This window comes from Bradyrhizobium sp. 153 (assembly GCF_023073835.1).
GTDB lineage: Bacteria > Pseudomonadota > Alphaproteobacteria > Rhizobiales > Xanthobacteraceae > Bradyrhizobium.
Window position 1 is genome coordinate 1 of record NZ_JADPKH010000063.1, and the last position, 22571, is coordinate 22571.

A 22571-nucleotide genomic window follows, 5' to 3' on the forward strand; every position below is an offset into this window, starting at 1 on the left:
AGAGCGCCGGCTCGGAATTTTCCACGATCAGAAGACGCGCGGCGCCGAAGGCGACGACGCGCTCGCAGATCTCGGAGCCGATCGAGCCGCCGCCGCCGGTAACGATCACCGCCTTGCCCCTGATCAGGGATTCGAGGCGCACATAATCGATCTTTTCGCTCGGCCGCAGCAGGAGATCTTCGACCGCGACAGCCGTAAGCCGCGGCGTGTCGCCGCTCTCGAGCGAGGGCATGCGGTTGACGATCACGCCCAACTTGCGCGCCCGCATCAGGATCGATTCCGGATGCGCCTCCGGCTCGAACGCCGACGGCGTCATCACGAGGCGGGCGATCGGCTTGTTGCGCTTGGCGAAGTCCGCGATGATTTCCTCGAAATCGTCGATGCCGCCCAGCACCGGTAGGTTGCGGATGAACTGGCCCCGATCCGCAAGCGACGGCGACAACACGCCGACCGGCCAGATACGCTTGATCGCCCCACTCTCGATTCCACGCAGCAGCACCTCCGCATCCGCGGCGCGGCCGATCAGCAGCGTCGGCGCAGCATCATCGGTCTTCGCCTGACGCCGCACCCGCGTATAGCGGAAATAGCGATAAGCTATGCGCAGCGCGCTGAGGAAGGAGATCTCCAGGAACCAGTAGAGGACGATCGTCACCTTGCCGAGGAAAAAGGCGCCACGAACATTGGGGGCGACGAAGATGTAGTCGAGCACGAGCAGGGCAACCGTCAGCACGGTTGTCGCGCGAATGATGTTCAGCGCGTCCGGCAGCGAGATGAAGCGCCATTTCGTCGTGGTCAGGTTCAAGACGAAGAACACGACCACGCTGAAGGCAAGAAAATAGGGCAGGATCTGGAACAGCAACGGCAAGCGTTCGAAGAAGCCTTCGCCGCCCTCGAATCGCAGATAGAAGGCAACAAAAAGCGCCGCTGTGGTTGCCAGCAAGTCGTGGAGCGCGATCAGGAAATTGCGCAAAGTGAGATGCGAAAGACGCGTCATTTGCCGACCAATGAAACCCAGTTAGATGCAACCTGTCCGCGCTGATAACCCATCTCGGCAGGACATGCCAGAGAAGGCTTGCGAGGTGACGCTTGCCAGTCGAGGCCGCCGGCCGCCAGGGCCGTTCAGAAACCGGCATCTTCCGGCTTCGCCTCGGCTCGTTGAGACCGGATCACCATGCCGCCGGCAACGCCGACGCCGATGACGTACATCCAGCCCTCGTGGAAGTCGAACAGGTGGGAGTTGAACAGAGAGGTGAAGACGTTCTGCACCACCACCAGGAGTCCGATCCAATTGGCGAACCCGTCGCCGCGAAACAACAGCAGCTGCAGGATCCAGATCGCGTAGAGAACGGCGATACCGATGGCGCCCCATTGCACGGCGACGTTCAGCGTCTGGTTATGCGGATTGCCGATCACTTCGGCGGACGCCTGGTACTGCCCTCTGGGTGTCGCGACCCGCTCGAACAATCCGCGGGTCGAGCCCGTGCCGTGCCCCACGATCGGCGCCTCCGCGAAGAAGCCGAGCGATTTCCGCCAGAATTCGAGCCGCAGCCCGATCGAGGTCGGCTCGCCCCTTTCCACATAGCGCGTATACTCGTTAATAAACCTCTCAGCGGTCTGGCGCAAATGTGGCGAGACCTGCCAGGCGAGAGCAGCGCCGGTGATCAGCACGGCGCCGACGATCGCAATGCTGCGCCATCTGAGATGAAGCAGCGCGAACACGCCGAACATAATCGGAATGGTGACGAGCGCTGTGCGCGACACCACCACGAAGGCCATGTTGGCGAAGAAGCTGATCGCAAGCGCGGTGAGCAGCCCGGCGAGCCAGTATCGGTTCTCGCGCACCAGCATCACGATCGGATAGGCGAGCGCGACCGCGCACAGTGTAAATTCCTGGCCCTGGTCGATGTGATTCTTGACGATGATGCCGCGCTCAATGTCGCCCGGCTTGATCGTGAGGTTCGGATAGAAGACGACCAGCCAGGACGCGACTGCCAGCAGCGCGCAGGAGGCGAGGAAGGCAATGAACACCCAATGTCCGCGCGCCGAGCGCTCGAAATGGTAGAGCAGGAGGGGCAGCACGAGCAGCTTGACGGTCGGATTGACCGCATACAGGCGCGCGCCCCAGGACGCATCCGACCACAGCGTCCCGAGTAGCGCGAGAACGACCAGCGCGATCGGCGCCGCGCAGATCGGACGCTTCAGCGATTGCAGGAACGCGCGGACGTCGAGGAACGGCACCATGCAGAGCAGCATCAGCGCGCTGAAGATCCCTGTAAGCGACGTCGACCAGGGCAGCGAGGCCGCACTCAGAATCGCAAACAGATCGACTGTCTCGCGCCAGGCCGCCGGACTGCGCAGGCGCCGCCGCAATATCTGGCCGGGGGTCTCACGGGCGAGCGTCGTCACTTGCCCCCTCCCCGCGCGCGATGCACCAGCGCGGTGGTGCTGAAGCCCTGGAGGATATCGACCAGCACGACCATCCCTCCCGCGGCCTCGACGACCTCGTGGCCGACGACCTGCTCGCGGGTATAGTCGCCGCCCTTCACCAGCACAGCCGGCTTGATCTTGGTGATCAGCTCGATTGGCGTGTCCTCCTCGAAGATGACGACGAGATCGACGGCCTCGAGCGCAGCCAGCACATCCGCGCGCGCGCGCTCGTCCTGGACCGGGCGATCGGCGCCCTTCAGCCGCCGCACCGAGTCGTCGCTATTGAGACCCACGATCAGGCGGTCACAGGCGGCGCGCGCCGCGGTCAGCACCTTGACATGGCCGGGATGGAGGATGTCGAAACAGCCATTGGTGAAGCCGACGCGCTGGCCCTGCCTCTTCCATTCGGCGAGCTGGGCGTCGAGCGCGGCCGGCTCGAGCACGATCTTCTCCTCGGCCGCGAGACTGGCATGGGGCAGGATCTTTCGGCGCAGCTCGGCCGCACTCACGCTGGCGGTGCCTTGCTTGCCGACCGCGACCGCGGCGGCGGCGTTGGCCATGCGCAATGCCGTGTCCCAGTCCGCGCCGGCCGCAAGCGACACCGCGAGCGCCGCGGCGACGGTGTCACCGGCACCGGAGACGTCGCGCACTTTCACCGGGAAAGCCGGAACGTGAACGGCCTCGCCGCCCCGCGGCACCAGCGTCATGCCGTGCTCGCCCTGGGTGACCAGAATCGCCTCGCAATCGGCAAGCCGCATCACGTCCTCGCAGGCATCGACGATGCTCTGCGGTGTGTCGGCGCGGCTCCGCGTCGCTTCCGAAAATTCCTTGCGGTTGGGCGTGAGCAGCGTGGCGCCGCGATAGATCGCCCAGTTCAGGCTCTTGGGATCGACGATCACGGGCTTGCCGAGCTTTCGCGCGGCGTCGATGGTGCGGCGGATGACGCGCGCCGTCAGCACGCCCTTGGCGTAGTCCGACAGCAGCACGAGGTCGGCGCGCGCGATCTGCGGCAGGATCGCCTCGATCAGCTTCGTCTCGACCTGATCGGAGACAGGCGCCGCCTGCTCCCAATCCGCGCGCAGCATGTGCATGGAAAAATGTTCGGAGACGAAGCGGACTTTTCGCGTGGTCGGCCGCGAGGGATCGCACACCAGCACGCTTTCGATCGCGGCGAGCTCGTCCAGCGCCGTCTTGAGCCGTGCACCGGCATCGTCCTCGCCAACAACGCCGACGAAGATGCAGCGCGCGCCGAGAGAAGCGACGTTGCGCGCGACATTGCCGGCGCCGCCGATATGGATCTCGCTGCGCTGGGCCGTGATCACAGGCGTCGGCGCTTCCGGCGAAATCCGCGACACCTCGCCATAGACGAATTCGTCCAGCATGATATCGCCGATGCACAGCACCGTGCGGCCGGCGATGGCTTCCGCGAGGGCGTCAAAATCGAGAATGGGCGTCGGCATGGTGTTGGGCCTCAGCGGAAGCGGTCGGGCCGGTCGAGATAATCCCCGACATAGGCCTTGACCGCGTCCTCAAGCGTCGTGAAGCCACCGTTATAGCCGGCGCGGTGGAGACGATCGACCTTGCTCTGGGTGAAGTATTGATAGCTGCCCCGGATCGCCTCGGGCATGTCGATGTATTCGATGTTGGGGCTTCTGCCGAGCGCTGCATAGGCGGCCAGCATCAGGTCCTTGAAACTGCGCGCCTTGCCGGTCCCGACGTTGAAGAGGCCGGAGACCGACGGCGTCGCCAGCAGCCACATGACGACGCGCACGACGTCGTCGACATAGATGAAATCGCGGCGCTGGTCGCCGTCGGCAATACCTTCGCGATGCGACTTGAACAATTGCACGACGCGGCCCGCTTTCACGTCATCGAAGCGGCGCGCCAGCACGCTCATCATCGAGCCCTTGTGGTATTCGTTGGGGCCGAACACGTTGAAGAATTTCAAGCCCGCCCATTGCGACGGGAGCGGGTCGCCCGCCGCTACGCGCTCGGCAACAGCGAGGTCGAACAGGTGCTTGCTCCAGCCGTACAGATTCATCGGCCGCAGCTTTTTCAGCGCCGGCAGCGAGGAAACGTCGTCAAAGCCATCCGCGCCATCGCCATAGGTCGCGGCCGATGAGGCATAGATGAACGGCACCGCATTCGCCGTGCACCAGTTCAACAGGCGCATCGAGAGGCGGAAATTGGTCTCGATCACGAGATCGCCGTCGGTCGCGGTGGTCTCGGAAATCGCACCAAGATGGATCATTGCGTCGAGCTTGCGGCCCTTCAGCCAGCCCTCCAGTTCGGCCGGCGGGACGATATCCACAAGCTGCCGCTTGGCGAGATTGCGCCATTTGCCGTCAGAGCCGAGGAGATCGCAGACCACGACGTCGCTGCGGCCGGCCTGGTTCAGCGCGGCGACGACGTTCGATCCGATAAAACCGGCCCCGCCGGTCACCAGCAACATTCCACCTACCTGCCCGATTTTCTGAATGCCCGGTCCTGCCGTAGCGCATGATCTGCCAAAGTGTAAGCGGTTTTGGGATCGTTCCTCAGCCGGCTTTACCTGCCGGCTGGGAGCGGCTAACCGAGCGCCCATATCAGCTCGCCCGATCGTATTACAATGAATCAAAATTCGCAACTTGGGGAATATGCAGACCGGGACGACACGCGCCCGATCCTGATCATTCCCTACATGTGGATCGGCGATTTCGTCCGTAATCACACCGTCGTGCGGGTCCTAAATCAGCGATGGCCAAACCGGCCGGTCGATCTCCTGACCACCTCCCTGTGCGCCCCGCTGGTCGATTACATGCCCGGCGTGCGCGCTGGCGTCGTTTGGGACCTGCCGCGCGGCCGGCTCGCAATTGGCCGCCAGGTCAGCCTGGCAAAACGCCTGCGCGAGCGGAACTACGGCACCGCCTTCGTGCTGCCCCGGACCTGGAAGGCGGCCATCGCGCCCGCACTGGCCGGCATTCCCGAACGGGTCGGCTTCGTCGGCGAGTTCCGGTTCGGCCTGCTCAACCGTTGGCGCTGGGGCGAGAAGAAGCTGCCCCGCTTCATCGACAAGAACGCCGCCCTCGCCCAGCCCGACGGCGCGCCGCTGCTTGCGGAATGGCCGGTGCCGCAATTGCGGGTCCCGGCCGAGGAGATCGCCCGCTGGCGGCAGGCCAATGGCCTCAGCGCCGGCGCAGCCGTAGCGCTGGCCCCCGGCTCGGTCGGAGTGTCCAAACGCTGGACCTACTATCCCGAGGCCGCCCGGTTGCTGGTGGAGCGCGGGCTGGAGGTCTGGGTTGTCGGCGGCCCTGCCGAGAAAGGCCTCGCCCAGGAGATCGTCGCGGCCGGCGGCGCGGGGGTGCGAGACCTCACCGGCAACGATCTGCGCAACGGCGTGCTGGCCATGGCCGCGGCCGGCGTCGCGATCTCCAACGATTCCGGCCTGATGCACATCGCAGCCGCCCTGGGCACGCCCACCATGGGGATCTTCGGCCCAACCGACCCCTATCTCTGGGCCCCGCTCAACGGCCTTGCCGCCACCGTGGTTCAGAACAAGAGCGTGCTGTCCTGTCAGCCGTGCCAGAGCACGATCTGCAAGATGAACGACCACCGCTGCATGCGCGACGTCGCGGCGAGCGAGGTGGTCGCGATTGCGCAGCGGGTGTTGAGTGAAGCGGAAGCGCGGGCGACGACGTGAGGCGATCCGGCCATTGCCGATGATGACATCCTGCCGGTGTTTTGCCCGACGAGTCAAACGCGATTCGAAAAATCCGCAAAAGATCGTACCAGCGGTCAACCCATTGATTTACTAGCACCGGCTACGGTGCATGGGGTTGTTTTCGCACTTTTTGTTTGGCGGTCGCGAAAAAGCCGGTTCAGAGCAGCGGCCGATAGACCTCGCCGATCCGCGCCGCCTCCGCATCCAGGCTGAACTTTGCGAGCACACGCGCCCGCCCGCGCGCGCCCATCGCGCTCGCGACATCCACGTCGCGCATAATGGGTTCCAGCGCGGCGACCAGCGCATCCACATCGCCCGGCGGCACCAGCACGCCGGTCACGCCATCCTCGACCACGAGTTCGGCGGCACCGGCGCGTGCGGCGACGAGAGCGCTGCCGGTGGCCATCGCTTCGATCAGCGTCAGGCCAAAACCTTCGTTGCGTGAGGTGAAGGCGTAGATCGTCAAGCGTTGGTACCAGCGCTGCACCGCTTCGATCGGCAATTCGCCGGTCATGACGATGCGCGATTGCAGGCCGGCTGTCTCGATGCGCTGCTTCAGGTCCTTGGCAAAGGGCGTCTGCTCGGGCGTGACCTGGCCGACGATCACAGCGGAGAAATCCGGATGGCGCGGCAGCAGCCGGCACATCGCATCGACGAATATGTCGGTGCCCTTCTGGGCGCGCACGCGGCCGAAGCAGCCGATTGCGTAGCGGCCGGGCAGCGCGGCTTCCGCGAAGGCCGCGGCGCGATCTGTCGGCGGTGCGTAGACGTCGGTGTCGACACCATGCGGGATCACGGTTGCCTTCACTTTCAGGAATGATGCCGAGATGTCGCTCGTTGCGATGATCGCATCCATGCGCCGGATCAGCCAGCGCGTGATCCAGCTGTGATGCCGCTGCGCGGCCGAGGTGAACACGAGCTTCAGGGGCCAGCCGAGCGCGCGCAACGCGACGGCGGCGATCATCTCGTTGTTGCGCCGCGCATGCCAGATCAGCGGCGCCTTGCGCCGCCATAGCTTCAGAAAATCCGCAGCGGTCAGGCGGCCGATCCCAGCCGGCGCATCGGAGCCGAACCAGGCCGCGCGAAACAGCCTTGCCAGCCGCGGCGCCACCATCCGATTGGTCGCGGTGACTCCGGAATAGCGCCTGTGCAGATTTGGCACGATCACTTCGAGATCGCCGGGGAAATTCGCCACGTCATGCTCCGTTTCGAAAGATCCCTATACGCAACATTAAGCATAGTGACCAGTTCAGCCGCGCCGATACCCCCTCTTCACCACGCGGGCGGTAGTTTTGCGCGTTGATCGAAGACGGGTGAGATCATGACTGTGCTAGTCACCGGCGGCGCCGGCTACATCGGAAGTCACACGGTCCTGGCGCTGGCGGAAGCCGGCGAGGACGTCGTCGTGATCGACGATCTCTCCACGGGTTTCTCCACCTATCTGCCGGAAGGTGTGCCGCTGTTCATCGGCGATGCCGGCGACGAGAACCTGCTCGAAGGCGTGATCGCGCAGCACGACATCGAGAGCATCATCCATTTCGCGGGCTCGGTCGTCGTGCCGGATTCGATGCGCGATCCGCTCGGCTATTATCGCAACAACTTCACGACCGCGCGCAATCTGCTCAACGTCGCGGTCAAGCGCGGCATCAGCCGCTTCATCTTCTCCTCGACCGCCGCCGTCTACGGCGATCCTGACCAGGTGCCGGTGCCCGAGCATGCGCCGACGCGACCGCTCTCGCCTTACGGCTCGTCGAAGCTGATGACCGAGATCATGCTGCATGACGTCGCGGCCGCCTACGGCATGCGATATGTGACCTTGCGCTACTTCAACGTCGCCGGCGCCGATCCGCAGGCGCGCATCGGGCTTGCCACTGTCGGCGCCACGCATCTGCTCAAGATCGCAGTTGAAGCCGCCACCGGCCAGCGCGCCAAGATCGACGTGTTCGGCACGGACTATCCGACCCCGGACGGCAGCTGCATCCGCGATTTCATCCACGTCACCGACCTCTCGCAGGCGCATCGCTCGGCGCTGGCCTATTTGCGCAATGGCGGCGCCTCCACGACGCTCAATTGCGGCTATGGCCGCGGCTATTCGGTGCTGGAGACCATCGACGCGGTGCGCCGGGTTTCGGGCCGCAGCTTCGCCGTGCAATACGCCGCGCGCCGGCCTGGCGACATCATGACCATGGTCGCCGATACCAGCCGCATCCGCGGCCTGCTCGACTGGCACCCACAGTATGACGACCTCGAGACCATCGCCGCGCACGCCCTCGCCTGGGAGGACAAGCTGTTCCGCGAGCGCCATGGCGAGCTCCGCCACGCCGTCTCGGCCTAGAATCAACCCGAGCGCAAGCCCTTAATTGGGCTTGAAAAACTGTAGCCGAGCGGGCACAGAGGCCCATCGATCCCTGACGCACGGGCAGGCTTTGTCCCGCGCCGTCAATGGACACCGGATGGCCCAGTTTCCAAAGAAAATCACTGACGACCCCTATGCAGCAGCGGTCTTGATTCGCCGCCTGGTTTTGGAACAAGGGGTCGTCTACTGGAGACGCTACCTCGTCGCCTTCGCGCTGATGGCGCTCGCCGCCGGCGCGACCGCAGGCGCGACCTACGTGCTCGGCCAGGTCATCAACCAGGCCTATGTCGACAAGAACATTCCAGGCATCGCGATGTTTTCGGGCATCACGGTGGTGCTGCTGTTCATCAAGGGCGTTGCGACCTACGGCCACATGGTGATCCTGACGAAGATCTCCAACGCCATCCTTGCCACCAATCAGCGTCAGCTCTTCGCCAAGTTGATGTGCGAAAGCGTCGGCTTCTTCTCCGAGCGGCATTCGTCCGAATTTCTGGCGCGGCTGACCGCCGGCGCCAAGTCCATCACCGACGTGCTCAACATGCTGGTCAACGCCGTCGGGCGTGACCTCTTGATGCTGCTCGCCATGATAGGCGTGATGGTATGGCAGGACCCGATGATGTCGTTCATCGGCCTCGTCGCGGTGCCGCCTGCGATGCTGGTGCTGCGCAAGCTTGTCAAGCGCATCAAGGGTCTCGCGCATAACCAGTTCACCGGCACCGCCGACATCATGGAAACCATGCAGGAATCGCTGCAGGGCATCCGCACGGTGAAGGCGTTCACGCTCGAAGACACCATGCAGAAGCGCATCGACGAGAACATCGCGATCGTCGAGCGCAATGCCAACAAGATGGCCCGCGTCGCCAACCGCTCCAATCCGCTGATGGAGATGCTAGGCGGATTCGCCGTTGCCGGCTGCCTGCTCTATGGCGGCTACAGCGTGGTCGCGCTCAATGCGACGCCCGGCGCGTTCTTCTCTTTCATGACGGCATTCCTGATGGCGACCGAGCCGGCCAAGCGGCTGGCGCGGCTCAACATCGACCTGAACAGCCAGTTGGTCGGCGCGCGCATGCTGCTCGAGGTCGTCGACAGTCCGGCGAGCGAGCAGTCCGATGACGACAAGCCGGCGCTGAAGCTGTCAGATGCCCGCATCGAGCTGCGCGACGTGAGCTTCTCCTATCGCTCAGGCGAGACCGTGCTCAACCGCATGAGCTTCGTCGCCGAGCCGGGCAAGGTCACCGCGCTGGTCGGCCCGTCCGGCGGCGGCAAGTCGACCGTGCTGGCGCTGCTCTTGCGCTTCCACGAGGTGACGCAAGGCGAGATCGTGATCGACGGGCAGTCGATCTCGTCAGTCTCGCGAAAATCGCTCCGAGCGCAGACCGCCTATGTCGGCCAGGACGTCTATCTGTTCCGCGACACCATCCGCAACAACATCGCCTTCGGAAGGCCGGGCGCGAGCGAACAGGAAATCGTCGAGGCCGCGAAGGCGGCCTGCGCACATGATTTCATCACGGGTTTCCCGCTCGGCTATGACACGCCCGTCGGCGAGCACGGCACGCAGCTGTCAGGCGGCCAGCGCCAGCGCATCGCGGTGGCGCGCGCGTTGATCAAGAACGCGCCGATCATCCTCTTGGACGAAGCCACCGCCGCGCTCGATTCGGAGTCCGAGCGGCAGGTGCAGGAGGCGATCGAGCATCTCTGCCAGAACCGCACCACCATCGTGATCGCGCACCGCCTGCACACCATCATGCACGCAGACCGCATCCTGGTGGTCGAGGGCGGCGAAATCGTCGAGCACGGCCGGCACGACGATCTGCTGCGCCGCGGCGGGCGCTATGCGTCGTTCTTCCGCCTGCAGCATCACCATTCCGGCGCTCTGGCGCCGATCAGCGCAACCGCATAGAGTTCCTTATCAACCTCAAGAGCCGCGAGATCCGCTCCATGAACGCCGCCTCCTACGTCATTCCGCTTCCGCCCCAGGCTTCGCTTCCCGTCGTCGGCGAGAGCGGCCGCTATCCGGTGCGCCGCATCTGGTGTGTCGGTCGCAATTATCTCGAGCACATCCGCGAGATGGGCAATGACGAGCGCGCCCCGCCGTTCTTCTTCGCCAAGCACGCCGACATGCTGGTGCCTGATGGCGCCACCATTCCCTTTCCGCCGCTGACCAAGGATCTGCATCACGAGGTCGAGCTGGTCGTCGCGATGAAGAGCGGCGGGCTGAACATCCCCGCCGACAAGGCGCTCGACCACGTCTACGGCTACGCAGTCGGCATCGACCTCACCCGCCGCGACCTCCAGATCGCCTCGCGCAAGAAGGAGCGGCCGTGGGAGATCGGCAAGTCGTTCGACGGCTCCGCCCCGTGCTCCGCGATTCAACCTGCATCGAAGATCGGCCATCCCGCCAAGGGCAAGATCTGGCTCACGGTCAACGGCAAGGAAGCGCAGAAGGGCGATCTCACCGAGCTGATCTGGAACGTGCCCGAAATCATCTGGCAGCTCTCGCAGCAGGTGAAGCTCGCCGCCGGCGACATCATCATGACGGGCACGCCGGCCGGCGTGTCGCAGCTCCAGGTAGGCGACAAGCTCGAATGCGGCGTCGACGGCATCGGCACGTTGAAGGTCGCGATCGGCCAGCCAGAATAGGCTGAGCTCAAATCAAGGAAAACGCAAAGCCCCGGACGTCGCGTCCGGGGCTTTTACGCGCTCAAGTTCGCCGCTCATGCGCGCCGGCCACGTTGATGTCCTTCCCGGTGTAATCGGTCATCATCGCGGTCGCGGCCAGCGTCACGACAGCGCAAATCGCGATGTAGATTGCGATCGCGGTCGCCGAGTGGAACGTGCCGAACAGCCAGGTTGCGATCAGCGGCGCCGGACCGCCGGCGATCACGGAAGCGAGTTGATAGCCGAGCGAGGAGCCGCTGTAGCGCAGGCGTCCGGTAAAGCTCTCGGCGATCAAGGCGGCTTGCGGGCCGTACTGCATGTCATGCGGAATCAGCGACAGGATGATCGCGACGAAGATGATGGTTGGCGATCCGGTGTCGAGCATCGCGAAATAGACGAAGCCGAATACGCCCGTCACGGCAGCGCCGATCATGTACATGTTCTTGCGGCCGATCTGATCGGAGATATGTCCGCACAGCGGGATCGAGACGAACGACAGCACCGAGGCCGAGAGCACCGCGGTCAGCAGGAAGTCGCGCGAGACATGCAAGGTGCCGATGCCATAGGAAAAGACGAAGGCTGTGAAGATGTAGAACGGCGCCTGCTCCGACATGCGCGCAAAGGCGGACAGCAGAATCTCCTTCGGATACTCCCGGATCACGGTCAGCATCGGCGTGCGGTCCACCTGACGTTCGGCCACGAGCTTTGAGAACACCGGCGTTTCGAGGATGCCGAGCCGGATATAAAGGCCGACGCCGACCAGGATGATGCTGAGCGCGAACGGAATGCGCCAGCCCCACGCCAGGAACTGATCGCCCGCCATCTGGCTGAACGCCAGCACGGCGAGATTAGCGAGGAACAGACCGCAGGGCACGCCGAATTGCGGCCATGACGCGATCAATCCTCGGGATCGGTCGCTGCGGGCCCATTCCATCGACATCAGCACCGAGCCGCCCCACTCGCCGCCGACGCCGACGCCCTGAATGAATCGCAGCACGGTCAGGATCACGGCGCCCCAGATGCCGATGCTCGCATAGGTCGGCACCACGGCCACCGCGGCGGTCGCCAGTCCCATCAAGAGCAGCGTCGCGATCAGCGTCGACTTGCGGCCGATGCGGTCGCCATAGTGACCAAAGATTGCCGCGCCGATCGGGCGCGCGATGAAGCCGACTGCGTAGATCGCAAACGCCTCCAGCGTGCCGACCCAGGGGTCGGACTGCGGAAAGAACAGCTTTGCGAAAACCAGACCGGTGACGGTGCTGTAGAGAAAGAAATCATACCATTCGATCGCGGTCCCTACCGTGGACGCGATCACCGCGCGACGAAGCTGGCGCTGATGCTCGGATGGAGTAAGTCGGGTGGCGTCAAGGCCGAGTGTTGCCATTGGAGCGTTTCCCTCGGATAGCCCCCCGGTTGCGTATTTTTCACCGGTTGTTCCTTGAGGAGCAAACGAGATCAGGTTCCAAGGGTTCCGGCCGAGGTGGAACGAGAGTGTAAAACTTTAGTCGGCCAATAAAGCCGCGGCGCACGCTGCCGGATGGCTTGGCGCTACCAAGCCTTCACGGGCCGATTGGCGTGGCTTGCCTGCGGCACACCGCGATTGAGCGACATGTGGGAATGCACGCACAGCCACGTTTCGCCATTCCTGGCAAACACCATCGTCGCCCGGCCGGGGCGTGGGAAGGGGCTGCCATCGGGATGATAACCCGTGCTCGCCCATGGCGCGATCACAGTCGCCATCGTGCCATCGGCTGATGCCAGAACGGAGATCTGCTCGAGGACGAAACGGAAATCGGTCGTCTTGGGCCAGACGTTATTCCACTGCGTCGAGACCCACTGATCAAGACCAGGGATGACGTCGTTATGCGTGCCGAAGGCAAGCACGTCCGGATGGAAGAGCGGCCGCGCCGAAGCGTAATCAACCTCCCGGACATAGCCGGCAAAACTTTCCAGCCAGTGGCGGAAGAACTGCACGATCTCCGTATTCGCGACCGGCAAGGGGCTCATCGCGACGCCCTGATCACCGCAGAGCCGACAGCACGATGAGGCCGAGGATCAGGGCCGTCAGCGAATATTTCAGCGTGTAGTAGACGTTGCGGTTCCATTCCTTGACCTTGCGGCTGGCGAGGTGGATCTCGTAGAGCTTGCCGAACAACTTGTTGAGCACGCCGACATTCTCGCCGTCGACGTTCTGGGTCGCCGACGCCTTGACGATGTGGTGGCTGACCCAGCGGTTGATGGCGGTCATGAAGCCGAACTTCATCGGCCGCTCGACGTCGCAGAACAGGATGATGCGGTTGACGTCGGTCGCATTCTCGGCGCTGTGGATGAAGGTCTCGTCGAACATAAAGGCTTCCCCGTCGCGCCAGACGCATTCGACACCGTCGACCAGGATGCGGCACTTGTTCGAGTTCGGCGTGACGAGGCCGAGGTGATAGCGCAGCGAGCCCGCGAACGGATCGCGATGGGCGCCGAGCTTGCCGCCCGGCGGCAGCATCGCGAACATCGCGCCGTGCACGCTCGGGATCGCGTTGAGCAGCTCCACCGTCTTCGGGCAGAGCGTGCGCGCCGACGGCAGGAAATCGTCGTACCATTTCAGGTAGAACCGCTTCCAGCCGCTCTTGAAGAAAGAGTAGAAGCCCCAGTCGTTGTTGTTGGCGGCCGCGCGAATAAAACCTTCGTCGAACAGGCGCACCGCCTCGTCGCGGATGATCTCCCAGTTCTCGCTCAGCAGCTTCAGCTCGGGAAACTGATCGACCGAGATCACCGGCTTGTTGGGTACGGCCGAGCCGACATACATCAACACATTGTAGGGCGCGAGATAGGTCGAGTGGTCGCCGAGCTGGCGCGCGAAGCGCAGCCGCTGCTTGCCGCGGAAGTGGACGTAAATCGTCGAGACGACCAGCACATAAAGGATAACAAGTTGCGGCGCAAAAAGCTGTTTCAGCATATCCCCGTTCCCCAGTGACCCAGCCGGGGACGTCATCTATCCCGACCCGACCGGGGCGGCAAGATATTCACCGCTGGGTTGCACTCACACTGGCGCGAGCGGGAGCATGGAACCTGACGGAGACGCAGTCACGCCCGCGATAGCGCCTGGAGCCCTTTGAAGGTCAGGCGTTTGGGGTCGGTGACGCCGGCGAGATAGAGACGGCGGATGAAGGCGATGACGGCGTCGCGGTCGCAATCGGTCAGCGCGACGACGGCGTCGACCGCAATTCTCTGGGCTTCCATTGGGCTCACCTCGGCCTTGCGAGTAACCCCGGCCGAGACAGGCTAGGACTCAATCGGTTAAGCCGGCGTTAACCGTGCGGTCTGCGCCAGGCTCAACCCGGCGGCGATCGCGCCACCGCGCTCACCTCGAAAGGGACACCCGCCGCAGCAGCGGCAGGGTCAGGAATATCGCATCACGCCGTCGTCGATCCGCCCGAAGCGCAGCGAGACGATGTCGAGTGCGTAGTTCTGATACAGCCGCCACGGCCGCTTCGAGCCTTGCTTCGGCATCCTGGCGATCGAGCGCTGCACATAACCCGAACTGAAGTCGAGCGACGGCTGGGCGCTGATCGTGGCATCGTCATTGTGCGGCATGCACTGACGGAAATTGTGCCGGTCCATGTAGTTGATGAGCCGGCAGACATATTCGCAGGTGAGATCGCATTTCAGCGTCCACGACGCGTTGGTGTAACCGAACGCCGAGGCCATGTTCGGCACGTCGGCATACATCATGCCCTTGTAAGTCAGCGTGTTGGCGAAATCGACGGCGCGGCCATCGACGCTGATCTCGAGCCCGCCGACGACCTGGAGCACCAAGCCAGTCGCCGTCACGATGATGTCGGCGGCAAGTTCGCGGCCGTCCTTCAGGCGGATGCCATCGCGCGTGAAGGTATCGATCTCATTGGTGACGACGGAGGCGCGCTGCTCGCGGATCGCCTTGAACAAGTCGCCGTACGGTACGAGGCACAGCCGCTGGTCCCAGGGATTGTAGCGCGGCGTGAAATGGGTCGCGACATCGTAGTCGGGCCCCAGCGCGTTTCTGATGCCCTTGAGAATGAGGTCCTTCACTTTCGCGGGCCGGCGCCGGCTGAGCTGGAAGAAGAACATCCCCCACATCACATTGCGCCAGCGGATCAGGTGATAAGCGAGCCGCGCCGGCAAATTACGACGCAGCTTGTTGGCGAAGGGATCGTGCGCGGGACGCGACACCACATAGGTCGGCGAGCGCTGCAGCATGGTGACCTGCGCCGCTCTCTTGGCGAGCTCCGGCACCAGCGTCACCGCCGTCGCGCCCGAGCCTATCACGACGACGCGCTTGCCCGAATAGTCGATGTCCTCAGTCCATTTCTGCGGATGCACGATGCGGCCCTGGAAATCCGCCGTGCCATTGAACTCCGGGGTGTAGCCCGCCTCGTATTTGTAATAGCCCGAGCACATGAACAGGAAATTGCAGGTGAAGCGCACGAACTCGGTTGCGCCCTCGCCTGTTGTGCGCTCGGCCTCAACGGTCCAGCGCGCCTTCGGCGTCGACCACGATGCGCGCTTGACGCGATGACTGAAGCGGATGTGCTTCTCGATGCCGTTCTCGGCGGCGGTCTCGCGCACATAGTTCAGGATCTGCGGCCCGTCGGCGATCGCCTTAGGATCGGTCCACGGCTTGAAGGAATAGCCCAGCGTGAACATGTCGCTGTCGGATCGGATGCCGGGATAGCGGAACAGGTCCCAGGTGCCGCCGATGCAGTCGCGTCCCTCCAGGATGACGTAGCTCTTCGTCGGGCACTTGGTCTGCAAATGATAGCCCGCGCCAATGCCGGATAGGCCGGCACCGACGATCAGCACGTCGAAATGTTCTTTGGCTTCAGCCACGGCGGTTCTCCCCGCTCAGAGGATGGCAGCGCCGCGGCAAATTGCAACCGTCAGGCCGCAGCAGCGGCCACGCAGGCGGTATCGAAGAACTCGTGGTACTCGACCGCCTTGCCGTCCTTGAAGCGCCAGAAATCGACCTTCGGCGTCTGCGCGACCTTTCCGGTCTTCTTGTTCGTCCATGCGCATTCGCCGCGCAACGACGGCATCGCCCTGCGCAACGTATTCGTTCATCGTGTAGTACTCCATGCTCCAGTCAGCAAGCAGGCCGTCGAAATAGCCGCGCAGCTCGGTCCGGTCGTCATAACGCCTGGCGAAAGGTACCGGCTCGGCTCCCCGCGGAAGCGAATCGAACTTGATCTGCGGGCCGATGACGTTGTCGAACCAATAGTCGACGCTTTGGCCCTTGCTGTCGTTCCACTGGCGATAGGCTTCCTTCAACAGCTGAACGTTGGCTTCGCTGGACATCGCATTCCTCCATATGCATTTTGACAATGAACGTCGGAAAAAAGGCCGCCCGCTGCAAAAAGTGGCGGGCTTGTTGCGGCTCTACCTGCGAGCGTATCACAGAGGCGACCACAAAAAATAGGCCCCGGATCGCTCCGGGGCCCTGGTGTCGCAATCACGTCAGATCAGTACCGGTAGTGGTCCGACTTGTACGGTCCTTCCGGCTTCACGCCGATGTAGTCGGCCTGGTCCTTGCGCAGCTCGGTGAGCTTGACGCCGATCTTGGCGAGGTGCAGGCGCGCGACCTTCTCGTCGAGCGTCTTGGGCAGCACGTAGACCTTCTTCTCGTACTTGCCGTCCTTGTTGTTGGCGAACAGCTCGATCTGCGCCAGCGTCTGGTTGGTGAACGACGCCGACATCACGAAGGACGGATGGCCCATCGCATTGCCGAGGTTCACGAGGCGGCCCTCCGACAGCAGGATGATGCGGTGATTGTCGGGGAATTCGATCTCGTCGACCTGCGGCTTGATGTTGGTCCATTTCAGGTTACGCAGCGACGCGATCTGGATCTCGTTGTCGAAGTGGCCGATGTTGCAGACGATGGCGCGATCCTTCATCGCGCGCATATGCTCGATGGTGATGATGTCCTTGTTGCCGGTGGCGGTGACGAAGATGTCGGCGCGGGGCGCGGCGTCTTCCATGGTCACGACCTCGTAGCCTTCCATCGCGGCCTGCAGCGCGCAGATCGGATCGACTTCGGAAACCATCACGCGGCAGCCGGCCTGGCGGAGCGAAGCGGCCGAGCCCTTGCCGACGTCGCCGAAGCCCGCAACCATGGCGACCTTGCCCGACAGCATCACGTCGGTGCCGCGACGGATGCCGTCGACCAGTGATTCACGGCAGCCATACAGGTTGTCGAACTTCGACTTGGTGACGCTGTCGTTGACGTTGATCGCCGGGAACAGCAGCGTGCCCTTGTTGGCCATCTCGTAGAGGCGATGCACGCCCGTCGTCGTCTCTTCCGAGACGCCCTTGATATTCTTGGCGATCTCGCCAAAGTAGCCCTTGGGCTTTTCCTTCAGCAGGCGCTTGACCAGCGCATAGAAGATCTCCTCTTCCTCCGAAGCAGGCTTGTCGAGGAAGGCGGTGTCGCCGTTCTCGGCGCGGACGCCGGCATGCACCAGCATGGTGGCGTCGCCGCCGTCATCGAGGATCATGTTGGGCGTGCCGCCGCCATGCCAGTCGAACAATTTTGCGGTGTAGTCCCAGTACTCGGTCAGCGTCTCGCCCTTGACGGCGAAGACGGGAATGCCGGCGGCCGCGATCGCGGCGGCGGCGTGGTCCTGGGTCGAATAGATGTTGCAGGAGACCCAGCGGATGTCGGCGCCGAGCGCGGCCAGCGTCTCGATCAGCACCGCGGTCTGGATCGTCATGTGCAAGGAGCCTGCGATGCGCGCGCCCTTGAGCGGCTGCTTCGGGCCGTACTCCTCGCGGGTGGCCATCAGGCCGGGCATCTCGGTCTCGGCGAGCGAGATTTCCTTGCGGCCGAAATCGGCCAGCGAAATGTCCTTGACGATGTAATCGGTGAAGCCGGGCTTCGCGTTCATTGCGAGTGTCCTGTTTGTTGAACTCGTCATTCCGGGTGGCCCAAAGAGGCGGACCCGGCATCTCGATGTGATGGATAAGGTTCCCGGCTTCGCTCGCGTTGCGGGCGCGCCCAGGATGAGGCGTAAAACTAGAGCGCGCGCTTGAGCGGCTCGACGAGGTCGGTCTTCTCCCAGGAGAAGCCGCCCTCATTGTCGGGCGTGCGGCCGAAATGGCCGTAGGCCGAGGTGCGCGCGTAGATCGGGCGGTTGAGGTCGAGATGGCTGCGGATGCCGCGCGGCGTGAGATCCATCGCTTTAGCGACGGCCTTCTCGAGCTGGTCCTCCGACACCTTACCGGTGCCGTGGGTGTCGATGTAGATCGACAGCGGACGTGCCACGCCGATGGCATAGGCGAGCTGGAGCGTGCAGCGGTCGGCAAGACCGGCGGCAACGACGTTCTTGGCGACATAGCGCGCGGCATAGGCCGCGGAGCGGTCGACCTTGGTCGGATCCTTGCCGGAGAACGCGCCGCCGCCATGCGGGGCCGCGCCGCCATAGGTGTCGACGATGATCTTGCGGCCGGTCAGGCCGGAGTCGCCGTCGGGGCCGCCGATGTAGAACTTGCCGGTCGGGTTGATGTGCCAGATCGTCTTCGGCGTGATCCAGTCCTTCGGCAGCGCCTCGCGCACATAGGGCTCGACGATGTCGCGCACCTGCTTGGAGGTGAGATCCTCGACCAGATGCTGGTGCGACACCACGATCTCGCGCACGCCGACCGGCTTGCCGTTCTCGTATTGCACGGTGACCTGGCTCTTGGAATCCGGGCCCAACACCTTCTCGCGGCCGGAGTGGCGCGCTTCGGAGATGAGGCGGAGGATCTTGTGGGCGTAGAAGATCGGCGCCGGCATCAGGTCGGGCGTCTCGTTGGTGGCGTAGCCGAACATGATGCCCTGGTCGCCCGCGCCTTCTTCCTTGACCTCGCCCGGCTGCAGCGCGTCGACGCCCTGCGCGATGTCGGCCGATTGCGGATGCAAGAGGATCTCGATGTCGCAGGTCTTCCAGTGGAAGCCGTCCTGCTCGTAGCCGATGTCCTTGATCGCGCCGCGGACGACGCTCTCGATCTGCTCGTTTGTCACCGACTTCGGACCGCGGGTCTCGCCGGCGATCACAACCTTGTTGGTGGTGGCCAGCGTCTCGCAGGCGGCGCGAATCTGCCAGGGGTCAATGCCCGCCTTCGGCCCTTCACGATAGAACAGGTCGACAATCTCATCGGAGATCCGGTCGCAGACCTTGTCCGGATGACCCTCGGACACGGACTCACTGGTGAAGAGATAGGACGCGCGCATCAGTAACCCCTTGTTCCGCCATTAGCCGGCGGGCGTTTGCGATGTTTACTTTTGATGATGTCAATCACGCCGACGCGAGATGACGTAGGATTCGTCGAGAAACCAGAGCCCATTGTACTTTCGCAGCACGTCCCTGGCGGCATCCAGAGTGCGGCCGTTTTGAGTCATTTCAGTCAACCGGTCGTCCTCAATCTGAGCGACATACACCGCCGCATTCCACGCTGCAAAGGCCGTCGAGGTACCGATGGTGCCGGTGACCTCGTTGGGCAGCGCTTCCATATCATACCTGAAGATCGAACGGTTATCCGCGTAGGCATTAAAATTTAAGTCGCGGCCCACTGATCCAAGTTCATACTTAACTGCACGCAGTAGCTCATGACGGCTGACTGAGAAAGGATTTTCTCCAGGCCAGATCGCCTGGATCATTTCCATGCCCGGATCCTGGCCGTGGGAGTGAATTCCGATCAGCCGGCCGCCAGGCCGGAGCGCCCGCGCCAGCGGTGCAATGATCCGCTTGGCCCGGAAATTGACCGAGGACAGGGCCCGGTAGGGCTGTGATGCGATGACGAGGTCGAAATTGGCCTCGGCCTGTCCCGGCCGCGGAATGGTCGAATCCAACAGGAACCTATGGTCCTCGCGATAGAGCACGAGGACGACGGGTCGCTCATAGAGCGGCATGGCCGTGCGCGGGCTAATCGCAGCGCGCCAATTCTGCTCCAAAAACGGCCTCAGCTCCGCGATCTGCTGCTCGAACTCGCCCGATGAAGCGCCGCGGAGCGGCACTTCGTGCCAGACGGTGGCCGCCGCCGCCGCAGGCGATGCCGGCGTGAGCCAGGGCGCCTCGGCGTAGAACATGTTGGTGAAGACGAACACCGACGCCGGATGCTCGAAAATGCGATCCGGCACCTTCTCCAGCGTCAGGCGCAGGTCCTCGAGGCTGAGCTCCTTGCCCGCGACATAGAACGGCATGTGCGGAAAGCGCTGGTGCGTTGCGCGCAGCACCCGCGCCAGCACCGTACCGTCGCCGACGCCGGCGTCGAACAGGCGCAGCGCCGGCGGGCGCGGGTGGATGGAGCTTAGCTCCAGGGTAACCCTGTCCGCGATCACCCGCTTCTCGCTGCAGGTGTGGACGAACAGCAGGTATTTCTGACGGTTCTCGAAGAAACGGAAATTGCCGCGCGGGTCGCGTTTTTCCGGCGGCACCTGAAGTCCCCGCGGCGGCGGCACGCCGCCGGCCATCGATGCGGCCATATAGGCCTGGATCCGCTCCAGCGTGTCGATGGTGATGCGCTTGCCCTCGCGCAGGCGGTGCACCAGCTTCCCATCGTTCACCGCGCGGCGGCCGAAGGTCGATTCCGCCATATCCGCCTTGCGGCAGAACTCGGTGATTTGGCTCAGGATTTCGTCGTTTTTCATCAGTGGGAAAGCGTTGGGCAGACGGGATGGGTCACACAACCTAGCAAAGTCTGCCCACTCATGGAATAGCGGATCGAGCCGCCGCGGGTTTGCCGGGTGCGCCAGGGCGGAAAGCGTGAACCCCTGCGCCACGCCGGACAACAAACCAGCGCTTCCCCTCTCACGAGACCATCGCCATGCGCCGCCTGCTCGTCGCGCTCTGCCTGTTCACACGTGCGCCGTGGTCCGCGCCCGCCTTGGGGCAGGCGCGCAATCAGCTCGGTCCACTCTGCACGAGCGAGACGACGCCGGCAGACCGGATTGTCGACGCCCGCACAGGATCATCGCGCTGAAGGTGTTCAGGGACGAGACTTCCGGCGTGCGGTCGCGTGGAACAAGAAGGGCGGCACGCCAAGTTCGTCGCCGACAGCACGGAAGCGATCCGGCTCCAGACGGCCAGGCGGTCTACAACTTGCGGGGATCGGCCTATTACGACAAAGGCGAGTACGAGATCGCGATCGCGGATTCGGCGCGCTGAAGCTCGGCCCGCCCAGCGGCATCATCTTCCACATCGCGGCAGGCAATGCCTGACGCGGCAAGCGTGACTATGCCATTGCCGATTACGACAGGTCAATCAAGGCCGACCCGAAGTCGGCGTTCTCGTTCGGACCGAGGTGGTCTCGATCACGAAGAACAATCAGGTGCCGTGGTCGAACTCCTCGTCTGCTGGGCGAGGTCTACCTGGCGGCGAAGCGACGATGCGCTATCGCCCAACTCAGCTGTCATCGCTCGGCCTTGACCGGACGATCCAGTATTGCGGTGACGGCGATAGATAAGGAGAAGCCGCGGCGTACTGGATTGCATGATTGTGTCGCCATCCTCCTCAAGGATGGGGCGCCGGCGGCCTCCCGATTACTGGATGGGTCCTGTGAGACCGTGGGAATCTTGGGACCGCCGGCCTTACGGTCTGACACGCGTACGGTAGAAAGGGCCTGAGCCCGCATTGCAATCCAGCGTGCTGACCAAGATCCATATTCTGTCGGAGATCAGCAGCATGGGCAAGATGATGATCGGGATAGATGTCGCCAAGGAATGGATCGACGTCGCCGTCGCCGGCGAACGTCGCGTCAGACGGATCAGCAACAATGAGCAGGCAATTGACGGTTGGCTGGCCGAGACCGGCCCTGGGTCAATCGGCCTGGTCGCTTTCGAGCCAACAGGCGGCGATGAGCGACCTGCGCCATTGTCTCAGCCGGGCGCAAGTTGCCTCTAAGCAAGTGCACCTGAACGAAGTGGTCGCATACCGCAGGCGGCGAGGCATCAGAGCGAAGACGGACCGTATCGACGCCAGATTACTGGCTGACTTCGCTGCCGAGGAGCTTGCCCGCCGCGACCTCGCGCCGGTTCCGGAAGCCGATGAGGCCTTGCGAGAACTCGCGGCGCGGCGCCGGCAGTTGCAGGACCTATTGCATGCCGAGACTTGCCGCCGCGATTTGGCGGACTGCGCCATCGTCAGCGAGAGTTTGCAGCAGGTTATCGCCGCTCTTGAGCGCTCGCTTGCTGCTGTTGAGACGGCCATTGCCGAACGGATTGCTTCAACGCAGGCCGAGAACAGCCGGCGTATGCAGACGTTCTGCGGTGTCGGTCCCATCATTGCCGAGACGTTGATCGCGGAACTGCCGGAGCTTGGGCACCTGTCGCGCAAGAAAATTGCGGCGCTGTGCGGCCTTGCCCCACACACCCGCGAGAGCGGCAAGCAGCGGGGGCACGCGGCTACAGGTCGACAGCGGAGCTAATGG

At 63.7% G+C, this 22571-nt stretch carries 20 protein-coding genes and 1 pseudogene; 7 read left to right on the forward strand and 14 right to left on the reverse strand.

Features of this window, described 5'->3' with window-relative positions; genetic code table 11:
* The 4 genes from IVA91_RS14940 to rfaD all read right to left on the reverse strand — a co-directional run.
* On the reverse strand, positions 1–994 hold a 994-nt coding region (locus IVA91_RS14940; RefSeq protein ID WP_247448943.1), incomplete at its 3' end, for a polysaccharide biosynthesis protein.
* A 125-nt stretch (positions 995–1119) separates the two neighbouring features.
* Positions 1120–2406, reverse strand: coding sequence for an O-antigen ligase family protein (locus IVA91_RS14945; protein ID WP_247448944.1), 1287 nt, complete (start codon positions 2404–2406; stop codon positions 1120–1122).
* The gene (gene rfaE1 / locus IVA91_RS14950; RefSeq protein ID WP_247458882.1) at positions 2403–3887 is read right to left on the reverse strand and encodes a D-glycero-beta-D-manno-heptose-7-phosphate kinase; all 1485 of its coding nucleotides are present in this window, start codon (positions 3885–3887) and stop codon (positions 2403–2405) included. Before rfaE1 ends, IVA91_RS14945 begins: the two co-directional genes overlap by 4 nt.
* An 11-nt stretch (positions 3888–3898) precedes the next feature.
* Positions 3899–4879: an ADP-glyceromanno-heptose 6-epimerase gene (gene rfaD, locus IVA91_RS14955; RefSeq protein WP_247458883.1), complete on the reverse strand. Its 981-nt coding sequence runs from the start codon at positions 4877–4879 to the stop codon at positions 3899–3901.
* A 156-nt stretch (positions 4880–5035) separates the two neighbouring features.
* Between rfaD and waaF the strand changes: the two genes are divergently transcribed.
* On the forward strand, positions 5036–6106 hold the full coding sequence (gene waaF / locus IVA91_RS14960) for a lipopolysaccharide heptosyltransferase II (protein WP_247448947.1): 1071 nt from the start codon (positions 5036–5038) through the stop codon (positions 6104–6106).
* Between the two features lie 178 nt (positions 6107–6284).
* Here waaF and IVA91_RS14965 read toward each other — a convergent pair whose 3' ends face one another.
* Complete coding sequence (locus IVA91_RS14965; protein ID WP_247448948.1) at positions 6285–7322, reverse strand: glycosyltransferase family 4 protein; 1038 nt, start codon at positions 7320–7322, stop codon at positions 6285–6287.
* Positions 7323–7448: 126 nt separating this feature from the next.
* Between IVA91_RS14965 and galE the strand changes: the two genes are divergently transcribed.
* From galE to IVA91_RS14980, 3 genes are all read left to right on the forward strand, one after another.
* Positions 7449–8462 (forward strand): UDP-glucose 4-epimerase GalE, encoded by a 1014-nt coding sequence (gene galE, locus IVA91_RS14970; protein WP_247458884.1) that lies wholly within the window; start codon positions 7449–7451, stop codon positions 8460–8462.
* A 118-nt stretch (positions 8463–8580) separates the two neighbouring features.
* Positions 8581–10383: an ABC transporter ATP-binding protein gene (locus IVA91_RS14975; RefSeq protein ID WP_247458885.1), complete on the forward strand. Its 1803-nt coding sequence runs from the start codon at positions 8581–8583 to the stop codon at positions 10381–10383.
* Positions 10384–10421: 38 nt separating this feature from the next.
* A complete protein-coding gene (locus tag IVA91_RS14980) occupies positions 10422–11123 on the forward strand; it encodes a fumarylacetoacetate hydrolase family protein (RefSeq protein ID WP_247278748.1) in 702 nt (233 codons plus the stop codon).
* Positions 11124–11184: 61 nt separating this feature from the next.
* Here IVA91_RS14980 and IVA91_RS14985 read toward each other — a convergent pair whose 3' ends face one another.
* The 9 genes from IVA91_RS14985 to IVA91_RS15025 form a co-directional block, all read right to left on the reverse strand.
* Entirely contained in the window at positions 11185–12525 is a 1341-nt protein-coding gene (locus IVA91_RS14985) for an MFS transporter (RefSeq protein WP_247448951.1), read from the reverse strand.
* 164 nt (positions 12526–12689) lie between these two features.
* A complete protein-coding gene (locus tag IVA91_RS14990; RefSeq protein ID WP_247278750.1) occupies positions 12690–13148 on the reverse strand; it encodes a nuclear transport factor 2 family protein in 459 nt (152 codons plus the stop codon).
* A gap of 13 nt (positions 13149–13161) precedes the next feature.
* Positions 13162–14091 (reverse strand): aspartyl/asparaginyl beta-hydroxylase domain-containing protein, encoded by a 930-nt coding sequence (locus tag IVA91_RS14995; RefSeq protein WP_247278751.1) that lies wholly within the window; start codon positions 14089–14091, stop codon positions 13162–13164.
* Between the two features lie 128 nt (positions 14092–14219).
* On the reverse strand, positions 14220–14375 hold the full coding sequence (locus IVA91_RS15000) for a hypothetical protein (RefSeq protein WP_007612486.1): 156 nt from the start codon (positions 14373–14375) through the stop codon (positions 14220–14222).
* 159 nt (positions 14376–14534) lie between these two features.
* A complete protein-coding gene (locus tag IVA91_RS15005) occupies positions 14535–16001 on the reverse strand; it encodes an NAD(P)/FAD-dependent oxidoreductase (RefSeq protein WP_247448953.1) in 1467 nt (488 codons plus the stop codon).
* A gap of 15 nt (positions 16002–16016) precedes the next feature.
* Entirely contained in the window at positions 16017–16466 is a 450-nt protein-coding gene (locus tag IVA91_RS15010) for a hypothetical protein (protein ID WP_247458886.1), read from the reverse strand.
* Positions 16467–16630: 164 nt separating this feature from the next.
* A complete protein-coding gene (gene ahcY, locus IVA91_RS15015; protein WP_247448955.1) occupies positions 16631–18052 on the reverse strand; it encodes an adenosylhomocysteinase in 1422 nt (473 codons plus the stop codon).
* A gap of 128 nt (positions 18053–18180) precedes the next feature.
* Entirely contained in the window at positions 18181–19377 is a 1197-nt protein-coding gene (gene metK, locus IVA91_RS15020) for a methionine adenosyltransferase (RefSeq protein WP_247278754.1), read from the reverse strand.
* Between the two features lie 60 nt (positions 19378–19437).
* A complete protein-coding gene (locus IVA91_RS15025) occupies positions 19438–20793 on the reverse strand; it encodes a hypothetical protein (RefSeq protein ID WP_247448978.1) in 1356 nt (451 codons plus the stop codon).
* A gap of 176 nt (positions 20794–20969) precedes the next feature.
* Here IVA91_RS15025 and IVA91_RS15030 point away from each other — a divergent pair.
* The 3 genes and pseudogenes from IVA91_RS15030 to IVA91_RS15040 form a co-directional block, all read left to right on the forward strand.
* Positions 20970–21438: pseudogene (locus IVA91_RS15030) on the forward strand (peptidase C14, caspase catalytic subunit p20); the annotation flags it as partial.
* A gap of 349 nt (positions 21439–21787) precedes the next feature.
* A complete protein-coding gene (locus tag IVA91_RS15035; protein ID WP_247458887.1) occupies positions 21788–22045 on the forward strand; it encodes a hypothetical protein in 258 nt (85 codons plus the stop codon).
* Positions 21999–22568 (forward strand): transposase, encoded by a 570-nt coding sequence (locus tag IVA91_RS15040; RefSeq protein WP_247448957.1) that lies wholly within the window; start codon positions 21999–22001, stop codon positions 22566–22568. The genes IVA91_RS15035 and IVA91_RS15040 overlap by 47 nt, the downstream gene beginning before the upstream one ends.
* Positions 22569–22571 lie beyond the last annotated feature (3 nt).